Below are 9,580 nucleotides of genomic sequence, written 5' to 3'. Positions count from 1 at the left end.
GCACAGCACAGCACAGCACAGCACAGCAAGCCTAATTTTCACTTAGAAAATCCTTTCTTTGGCGACTTATCGCCATTGCTTGTTTCTGCATTTGCAGACAATTTCACTTTCAAATCTAACGATTTTAGCCCAATTTCTACTACCGTAGATACTACCGTAGATAAAAAATCCCAAACTTGCCAAGCTTATGATTTGGTAGGTCTTTTGTCGTGTCAAAAATTTGCCGCCCAAAATCACATTAGGGGCAATTATGCTTGATATGACATTGGTTACAGCGTGTAGTCCTCAAATGCACCCTGCTATCGTTAATGCGATTGCAAAGACAGAAAGCGGATTTAATCCGTTTGCAATTGGTGTGAACAAAGGGGCAGGGCGTTTGACAAAACAACCTACCAGCTACAATCAAGCAGTATCAACCGCCAAAGCCCTACTTGCTCGTGGTGCAAATATTGATATGGGACTTGGTCAAATCAACTCAGCTAATTTGAATTGGTTTAGACTCTCAGTAGAGCAAGTGTTTGACCCTTGCACTAACCTAAAAGCTATGCAAACCGTTTATCAGCATTGTTATGATAGAGCTGGTAATAGTGGGCTTGGTAATAGAATGCAAAGGGCTTGGAGTTGCTATAACACAGGCAATAGCCGTAACGGATTTAGCAATGGTTATGTGAATAAGGTAACTGGCAATTACAATTATTTTGTTCAGCGGCTACAAAATCCAGCCACAAAACCAGTTTTGCCACAACCAACTTATCAAGTACCAAATCAAATCATTGTAGAACGCACAGAGAACGCCTCTATGCCACTTCAAGCCCAGAATGGTACTTTGGTAGTGGTTGATGACTTGAATTTAACTGTGAGCGATTTGAACGCAAATAACGCACCTGTACAAAAAGTAGCAGAAGAAAAACCAAAAAATCCTAACGGTAATGTATTTTTAATGCAAAAATCAAGTATTTTTAATGTTAATTAACCTGCAATCATAAGGAGTATGTTATGTACTTTTCTCAAAATCTGACCCAAGCACAGCTCGAACTTCGCAATAAGAAAATTTTGCGGTTTATGCTAATGGCAACCACGCTGACCCTGACAGCGGTGTTGTTTATGATTCCAGAGGCTCACGCTGCTGGACTGCAAAAGGCACAAACCGCTCTTGATAAGTTTATCAATGATGTTTTGCCGATTTTGCGTTTGGTGGCGATTGGGGCGTTCATTTTTGCTGGTGCTGGTTATATGATGAATATGGTGGATAAAGCCACTTTCATCAAAATCATTGTTGGTATCATCATTATTGGTTCTGCAAACGAGCTTGTCGGCTTGATTTGGGGCTAAAATGTTTGACTTGTATAAGGGAGCAACACGCCCAGCAATGATGTTTGGTATCCCCACAGACGCATTGATTTATGCGTTTTGTGGGGTGGGTCTTTTGGCATTATCCACAACCATTGCAATGTGGATTTTTTTGCCAATCATCGGTTTTGTTATGCGTATGATTGCCAAAAGAGATGATAGAGCCTTTCGTCAATGGGGTTTGTTTATTGATACCAAATTTCGTTGCCCAAAACCTGTTAAGCAGTTTTTTGGAGCAACTTCATACTCAAACACTAAAATTAAAACCAAATATCAAAGTTGGGATAGTAAGGAGTTTAAGGCTTAGGGGGATTTATGCTTGACAATCTTTTAACCATTATTGATAAAGACCGAAGCATTGCTGACAAAATACCGTTTTCTCATCACGCAGAAGACCAAGTAATTGTTACTCGTCAAGGCGATTATTTGACCACAATTAAATTGGTTGGTCGTACTCATCTTGCTGCCGACATTGCCGATATGAATAAATGGGTTCAAGATTTAAATACCCTCATTCGCTCCATTCCTGCCGAAGATTCAGACCATATTGCTTTTTGGACTCATATTGACCGCAGAAGAGAAGTGATTGATTTCCACAAAACTTTCAATAATAAATTTAGTCAAGATTTGACTGATAAATATATTGATGTTTTTGGTAAGAAAAATTTAATGGTTAATGACTTATATATTACCATTTGTTATAGACCAATCATTGATAAAACAAGCGGATTTTTTGCTCGTTTTGAGAAACCAAAATTTGAAGAGCGATTGGAACAGCAAGAGGCTTATGTTCAAAAAATCAACGATATTACCAGTTTACTTTTAACTGGACTTCGTGCTTATGAGCCTATTAGACTTGGCGTTTATGAGCATAAAGGGCGTATGTATTGCCAAGCCTTAGAATTTTATGCTTATCTTTTGACTCACCAAAGAACACGAGTGCCTGTTACTCGTGAACGCTATTATAACTATTTATCAAATAATCGCATTTTATTCTCTAATCACGGAGAAATTGGTGAGATACGACAAATTGAGCGTTCAAAATTTTTCGGAATGCTTGAATTAAAAGAATATGAAAACTACACCGTTCCTGGACATATTAATACACTTTTAAATTCAAATTGTGAATTGATTGTATCTCAATCATTTAAGATTACTTCCAAAGTTGCCAGTCAAGGGTTTTTAAAACGCCATAAAAAATTTATGGTGGACTCAGCGGATTTGGCGGTATCGCAAATTAAGCAGATAGACAATGCCCTTGATGATTTGACGAGTGGTGCGTTCGTGATGGGCGAACATCATATGACCGTTTGCGTTTATGATGACAGTCCAAGCCGAGTAAAAGAGCATTTGCAAGCCATTTCAGCCGATTTGGGCGAGGTGGGAATTGTGCCTAGTTTTTTGGATTTGGCATTAGAAAGTGGATTTTTTGCTCAATTACCCAATAATTATGAGCATAGACCAAGACCAGCTCCGATTACTTCGCTTAACTTTTTTTCGCTCAATAGTTTTCATAATTTTATGAATGGCAAAGCTAATAAAAATCCGTGGGGCGAGGCGGTTTCTATGTTTCAATCCACATCAGGAACACCTTATTTTTTCAATTTTCATAATAGCCCAAAATATGAAAATTCTTTTGCCAAAAAATATGACGGAAATACTTTGGTCTTTGGCAAGACAGGGGCAGGTAAAACAACGCTAGTTAATTTTCTGCTTTCTCAATTTTTGAGTGTGCCTAATTTGCGTGTTGTAGCATTTGATAAGGATAGGGGTTTAGAGGCGTTTATTCGTGCCGTAGGCGGTAAGTATTTGCCCTTAGAAACTGGCAAGCCAACTGGATTTAATCCTTTGCAGTTACCTGATACACCCAATAACCGCAAATTTATTAAAAACTGGCTGTATAATCTGCTTGCTTATGATAATTATGGGGTTAATTACCGTGATGAGCAGGAACTAATAGCAGCGATTGATATTATTTTTGAACATAAGCCAGAGAATAGGCGGCTTGCGGTTTTTGTGCAGTCATTGCCAAACCCAATTACTGACGATGACAGACCAACCGTCAATCGCAGACTTGCCAAGTGGCATAGTGGTGGAGAATATGCGTGGGTCTTTGACAATGAGGCTGATAGCCTAGATGTCAATAAATATAGCGTTTATGGGTTTGATGTAACCAATTTTTTAGAATTACCTGAATTGCGTGAAGTTATTATTATGTATTTGACTTATCGCACTCAGCAAATGTTGGACGGAAGACCTTTTGTTTATTTCTTTGATGAATATTGGCGACTTGCTCAGGATAAATATTTTCAAAAATTATTTGAAGATAAACTTAAAACAATTCGTAAAGAAAATGGTCTTTGTATTTTTGCCACTCAAGAAGCGAATGATGCCTTACGCTCAGAAATTGCAAAAACAATGGTGTCTCAATGTGCCACTCAAATCTTACTTGAAAATCCAAAAGCGGATTATGAGGATTATGTGGATGGACTTAAACTGACACCTGAGGAGTATGAAATGGTGGTTAATATTCCTGAAAAAAGCTATCAGTTTTTGGTTAAACAAGGCGGTCAAAGCTCCCTATTGCAATTTAATTTAAGGGGTTTTGAAAAAGAAATTACTGTGTTATCAGGTACGCCAGAGAATGCAGAAAAAATCAATGATATTATCAATCGCATTGGCTCAGAACACCCTGATGATTGGTTGCCATTATTTTATGAAGAAAATGGTTATCGTGGTAGATAGAGTTGCTTATTTTAACCCTGCGGCAGCTGCAGCATTTTCCTAACTAAGGAGCAATTTATGAAAGTAAATTTTACCAAAAAAGCAATGGCGGCAATTTTGTCATTGTCCCTCATCGCCCCTGTTGGGGTGGTTATGACCTCAACCACAGCTCACGCCATTACAGTATTTGACCCTGCTATTTTTGCTCGTCAGCTACAACAGCTTAACGAGGCAAAAAGACAGTATGACCAAGCAAAAGCTACTTATGACCAATTCAGAGGTAGCCGTGATATTGGCGTATTGTTTAATCAATACGGCAGTCAAATGCCAAAAGAAATGCAAGATATGTACAAAGACTACCAGTCAGGTAACTGGGCGGGTCTTGCAGACAAGGTGGCTCGCTTAGAAAAAAGCCAACAATTAACAGGTACTCAAAAAGAGCAACTGTCTCAAATTGCCAATCGAGCCAAAATGCAAGCACTTGGCAATAAGGTTGTTTTAGATGATATGTTTGCCAAGAGCAACCAGCGTTTTGCTCAAATTCAGCGAATGGCAAACTCTGTTGATTTGCAAAAAGACCCAAAAGCGGCAGCTGACCTATTAAACCGCATTCAAGTAGAAATTGCAATGATTCAGCTACAAAGCAATCAACTTCAAATGATGAATATGCTTATGCAAGCTGAGAAAGATATGCAGGAGCAAAGAGCGTTGGAAAACTCTCGGCAGTTCAATAATTCACAAAATAGCAAAAGAACGCAGTACAAAAGTGTATTCAATAAATGATACAATATGTGTGTACACGGATTTTTTTAATCCGTGTATGCCAACATTTTATCATTAAGGACTTTTGTTATGAAAAAATTATTTTTTCCTGTATTGGCTTCTTTGGCTGTCCTGCTTTCTGCCTGTGGCGAAAAAAAAGCGGATTATACAGTTGATGAACTCTATCAAAATAAAGAGCTAAGAAGAGAGCTTTTGGCAACTTGTAAAGAGAAATTGGCTCAGATTGGTAATTATGAGAAATTGGTTAAAGATGAGCCAAACTGTGGGGTAGCCCAAGCCGCAGAAGAGCGATACTCAAAAGAATTTAATAGAAATGCAGGTAAAAAACCTCAGCAATGGAAAAGTATTCATAGTTCAGACGAAGAAAAGAAAGAGTGATTTATGGCTGGATTTTTAAGCGGTGCTTTTGATGATGTAAATTCTGCTTTAAGCAATTTTTCATCACAGTTTTCTAGTGGTGTAGCGACAGAGATTGCCCCGTTGGTCGCAGGTGGTTTAACATTGTCTTTTATCGTTATTGGTATTATGGCGATTCGTGGGTTGCTTGACCGTCCTTTTATGGAGGTGGCGTGGACTCTTACAAAAGCCTCTATTATCACTAGCATTGCTTTAACAACAGCTGTGTATCAAAATTATGTCATTGATGTGTTTTTAACATTGCCTGACGACCTGATTTCTTCATTGGTTGGTAATTCTATTTCAGGTGCAGATGTTAAAGTTGGTCAAGGTGCAGCTGTCGCCATAGAGGAGATGTATGATTTAGGCACTTCAAAAGCAGGGTTGTTTTTTGACCAAGCAGCATTTAGCCTAACACAAGGGATTGATTTATTGCCAATACTTTATGGGGTGTTGGTTTGGATTGGTATATTACTTTGCTGTGTTATTGGTCTTTTTTGGCTGATTGTGGCTAAGGTTGTGTTAGCTTTAATGCTTGGTATCGGTCCATTCTTTATTTGTTGTTTGATTTGGAATCCAACACAGCAATTTTTTTGGTCTTGGCTTGGTCAAGTATTAAATACCGCCATAACATCAATTTTTGTCTTGGCGGTATTTGCGGTATTTGCTGCTATTTTTAATACACAATTAAATGAGTTGCAGGTTGAGCTAGATACAGCCAACTTTGCTAATGCAGCCGTTTTTACATTCTTGGGTATTCTCTGTATGGGCGTACTTGTTGCCATTCCTCAATATGTTTCAGCTCTAACAGGGGCTGCTGGTGGTGCGGTTGGTACAGCTATGAGCCGTATTAGTGGCGGTGCTATTAGTATGGGTGCAGGAGCGGCAGGTGGTGTTTTGGGTGCTGGTAGGTCTGCTGTTGCAGGATATGAGGCTGGCAAGACTTATAATCAAGCTAGGGCTGGCGGTGCCAGTCGCTTTCAAGCAGCTCGGCAAGCACGCCATACCTACAACGAAACCAAAGATGACCTAAAACGAGGTTATCCAAACTACGCCAAAATGGGATTAAATAGTCAAAGAAATACACCGCAAGGCACAGGCAGTTATAGCGGTGGTGCTGTGCCTAGTGTATCTTTTGCCAAAGGTAAAAAATAACGCTCTTGGTTTTTAATTAGATTTACTTAAATATAGTTAAGGTGAAATTTATGAAATTATCACTATTAGGGGTTTTTTGTCTTTCGGTTTTGGTGGCAGGGTGTCAAACTTACCCAAAACACCCCACAAGCCCCAAAACTTGGGGTAGGGTTGAGCCTGTTAATCGCTTTGTACCTCACGAACTCCGCCCCTATGAAGTGCCGCCAAAAGTGGCTTATGTGGACGAGAAAAATATTGTACCAAAACAAATTATCGTGGTAAAGGAAGATTAAAATGCTAGGCAAATCCAAAAAAGAAAAAGTGGTTGATAATAGCAGAGTGGATAAGGCTCATTGGAATCAGTATTTGGCGGAAGTCAAAGGCTTGGAGCGTGATTATATGGCTGAAATTGTCAAATCTCGCAGAGATTGGCAAAAAATGGCTGTACTTTGCTTTGTGTTTGCGGTTGTGGCGGTGTTATATCATCAATTTAACCCAGTAACACATAAAGAGCCAATGGTTCTTGAAGTAGATAAGTCTAACGGTCAGGTCAATGTAGTTAGCCGAATCAAAGACCAAGAAAAAAGCTATGGCGAAGTTGTGGATACATTCTTTATTGCTGACTATGTTAAGGCGTATGGCAATTACAATTATCACAGTATTCAAGATGATTATGATAAAGTAATTTTGATGAGTAGTGATAGTGTAGGGCAACAGTATCAAGCGATTTATGACGGCAGTAATGGACAAAAGCCACGAGATGAGTTTTTGGGTAAATCAGGTACACGCAAAATTGAGATTATTTCTGTTGTGCCTGATGTGCAAAAGGGTATTGCAACTGTTCGCTTTACTGCCACAACCGATAGCTCACAACAATCAAAAATTATGGAAAATTACACCGCTACTTTGACTTATGAATATGTGTCAGCTCGTATTGATGAGGGGGTTCGTCTTGTCAATCCATTGGGTTTTGTGGTTACTTCTTATCGTGAGGATAAGGAGCTGGGTCAATGAGAATTTTAAAAGCGTTGGTCTTGTCGCTGGGGCTATTCTCAGGTGTGGCATTTTCTCAGCAATTCCCACAACCAAATGCCGAAGATGTTAGAATGGCAACGGTGCATTACGATTCAAATAATGTAACAGAAATTTTTGTAAAGCCCGGAATTTTTACTCAGATTGTTTTGGAGGAGGGCGAACAGCACGAGGTACACGCCTTTGGCGATGAAGAGGCTTGGCACTTTGCCAGTTATAAAAATTATTTGTTCATTAAGCCCAAATTAACACTTGGCACAACCAATTTTAGCGTTGTTACCAACAAACGCAATTATATGTTCAAGGTAAATTATGTTGCTGATAATAACGCAACAGATATGTACCAAGTTCGTTTTATTTATCCTGAGGTTATTAGCCAAAAGGAGAGAGAGGAGCAAGCCAAGCAAGCGGTTGAAACTGCATTTGAAAAGGGTAGGACCACAAAAACCTACAACCTAGATTACACAATGCGAGTGCGTGGCAATCGCACCATTGCCCCTGTTAATGTCTATGATGACGGTAATTTTACTTATTTTAAGTTTGCAGGGAATGTGGATTTGCCAGCCATTTATGCCGTAGATGTCAGCGATACGCAAAAGTACGGGCAAGAGATACTGGTTAATTATACGGTGCAGGGGGTTGGCAATGATACGCTGGTTATGCACAAAGTATACCGCCATTGGCGACTAAGATTGGCTGATACGGTCATTGAAGTGTATAACAATCATTCAAATGGTTATGGTGTATTGAATCAGACAGGCACAATTTCAAGCGAAGTTGAGCGGATTGAATTGAATGTTGATTAATTTAATCAATTTTGGTCTAACGACCCAATGAAATTTCTACTATTGTAGATGGAGGCGAAATTGAACAAGTCCAATAACAATGATATTGCTTTTGATGAGGATTTATCAGATTTTGATGAACATTTTAATGACCCTGACCCACAGCCGCAAGAAACACTTGATGATGTGCGTGGGCGGTCTGAACTTGAAAAAGCTAAAAAAATCAAGCCAAAAGGTCAAAAGGCGTTAATGGCGTTTTTGGTATTGGCAGGGCTTGTGGTGTGCGGTCTGTTATTTGCCAAAATTAGTAGTGGTGGCAAGCCAAAAGAGGAGCGTAAAGAAGAGGTTAAGACTTCTTTTGAGACACCAACAAAGAAAAAAGATTTTGGACAGCAGTTTGAAGAGCAATATATAGGCGAATATGACCCAACTGCCGCCGCCAAAGAAGAGATGGATAAGCCTGATGTTGTAGAATCAGCCGAAGATACCGCTGGGATTGCAGGAAATGCTCCTGAGCCAGTAATGCCAACTTATGAAGAGCCTATTATTGTAACTGCACCAGCAGAGCCAGCTCCACAGCCTGCTCCTGTGGTCGCTCCTGCTCCGCCTCCTGTGCCTGAATTGACGGACGAAGAAAAGCGACAAGAGCGAATTTTGAACGCTGGTTTTTCCGCTATGAAAGGCGGTGGTGGTGGAGGCGGTGGCTCATCGGCAGAGTCTGTTGGCGGTCTTGCCAAGCAAGATGAAGACCCATTGACCGCAAGTTTAACCCCTGCCAGTTTGGACGGCACGGCAGCAGTTAGAATGCAAAACCGTGATTTTATCATTACCAAAGGCAATACCATTGATTGCGTGCTAAATACCAAATTTGATAGTACCGTTGTGGGTATGATTACTTGTACCGTTACACGCAATATTTATGGAGCAAGTGGGCGTGTGGTGTTAATAGATAGAGGTAGCCGTGTATCAGGCGAATACAAGGGTGGTATCCAACAGGGACAAAACCGTGTATTTATCTTGTGGAATCGCATAGAAACGCCCAAAGGCGTAATCATCAACATTAACAGCCCTGCCGCTGGCAGTCTTGGTGAGGCTGGGGTAGATGGACGAGTGAATACTAAATTTTGGCAACGCTTTGGCGGTGCTATGCTTGTCAGCCTTGTTAATGACTTGGGTAAGGCGGTCAGCGAGGCGGCAGCTGAAAAAACCATTGGTGGCGATGTTCGACTTGAAAATGCCAGTGAAACAGCTAATCAAATGGCAACCGCAGAACTTGAAAAATCTATCAACATACCGCCAAGCCTAATCAAACATCAAGGAGACCGCCTCAGTATTTATGTGGCTCGTGATGTTTGGTTTGGAAATGTTTATGGCTT

At 40.1% G+C, this 9,580-nt stretch carries 12 protein-coding genes; all 12 read left to right on the top strand.

The window, feature by feature from the left end; translation table 11 throughout:
- Positions 1-258: hypothetical protein (locus K941_RS17565; protein WP_029103706.1), on the top strand; the 258-nt coding region annotated here is incomplete at its 5' end.
- Positions 251-973: a lytic transglycosylase domain-containing protein gene (locus K941_RS16550; RefSeq protein WP_051226049.1), complete on the top strand. Its 723-nt coding sequence runs from the start codon at positions 251-253 to the stop codon at positions 971-973. The genes K941_RS17565 and K941_RS16550, both read left to right, overlap by 8 nt.
- A gap of 23 nt (positions 974-996) precedes the next feature.
- Positions 997-1,332 carry a TrbC/VirB2 family protein gene (locus K941_RS0111340; RefSeq protein WP_029103705.1) on the top strand — a complete coding sequence of 112 codons (336 nt, stop codon included), beginning with the start codon at positions 997-999 and terminating at the stop codon, positions 1,330-1,332.
- Between the two features lies 1 nt (position 1,333).
- Positions 1,334-1,657, top strand: a complete 324-nt coding sequence (locus K941_RS15725; protein WP_051226048.1) for a VirB3 family type IV secretion system protein — start codon at positions 1,334-1,336, stop codon at positions 1,655-1,657.
- 8 nt (positions 1,658-1,665) lie between these two features.
- Complete coding sequence (locus K941_RS0111330; RefSeq protein WP_036388279.1) at positions 1,666-4,095, top strand: VirB4 family type IV secretion/conjugal transfer ATPase; 2,430 nt, start codon at positions 1,666-1,668, stop codon at positions 4,093-4,095.
- A gap of 57 nt (positions 4,096-4,152) precedes the next feature.
- Positions 4,153-4,857, top strand: coding sequence for a TrbJ/VirB5 family protein (locus K941_RS0111325; protein ID WP_029103703.1), 705 nt, complete (start codon positions 4,153-4,155; stop codon positions 4,855-4,857).
- Positions 4,858-4,926: 69 nt separating this feature from the next.
- Positions 4,927-5,235 (top strand): EexN family lipoprotein, encoded by a 309-nt coding sequence (locus tag K941_RS0111320; protein WP_029103702.1) that lies wholly within the window; start codon positions 4,927-4,929, stop codon positions 5,233-5,235.
- A 3-nt stretch (positions 5,236-5,238) separates the two neighbouring features.
- Positions 5,239-6,408: a TrbL/VirB6 family protein gene (locus tag K941_RS0111315; RefSeq protein WP_029103701.1), complete on the top strand. Its 1,170-nt coding sequence runs from the start codon at positions 5,239-5,241 to the stop codon at positions 6,406-6,408.
- A gap of 50 nt (positions 6,409-6,458) precedes the next feature.
- On the top strand, positions 6,459-6,680 hold the full coding sequence (locus K941_RS0111310; RefSeq protein WP_029103700.1) for a hypothetical protein: 222 nt from the start codon (positions 6,459-6,461) through the stop codon (positions 6,678-6,680).
- A 1-nt stretch (position 6,681) separates the two neighbouring features.
- Positions 6,682-7,401, top strand: a complete 720-nt coding sequence (locus K941_RS0111305) for a VirB8 family type IV secretion system protein (RefSeq protein ID WP_029103699.1) — start codon at positions 6,682-6,684, stop codon at positions 7,399-7,401.
- Complete coding sequence (locus tag K941_RS0111300; RefSeq protein ID WP_051226047.1) at positions 7,398-8,225, top strand: TrbG/VirB9 family P-type conjugative transfer protein; 828 nt, start codon at positions 7,398-7,400, stop codon at positions 8,223-8,225. Before K941_RS0111305 ends, K941_RS0111300 begins: the two co-directional genes overlap by 4 nt.
- Positions 8,226-8,285: 60 nt before the next feature.
- Positions 8,286-9,580, top strand: a 1,295-nt coding sequence (gene virB10 / locus K941_RS16545) for a type IV secretion system protein VirB10 (protein ID WP_051226046.1), incomplete at its 3' end; no start/stop codon positions are given.

It is taken from the genome of Moraxella caprae DSM 19149 (genome assembly GCF_000426885.1).
GTDB lineage: Bacteria > Pseudomonadota > Gammaproteobacteria > Pseudomonadales > Moraxellaceae > Moraxella > Moraxella caprae.
Note: the sequence above shows the minus strand (reverse complement) of the source record. Positions and strands in the feature narration are given on the sequence as shown.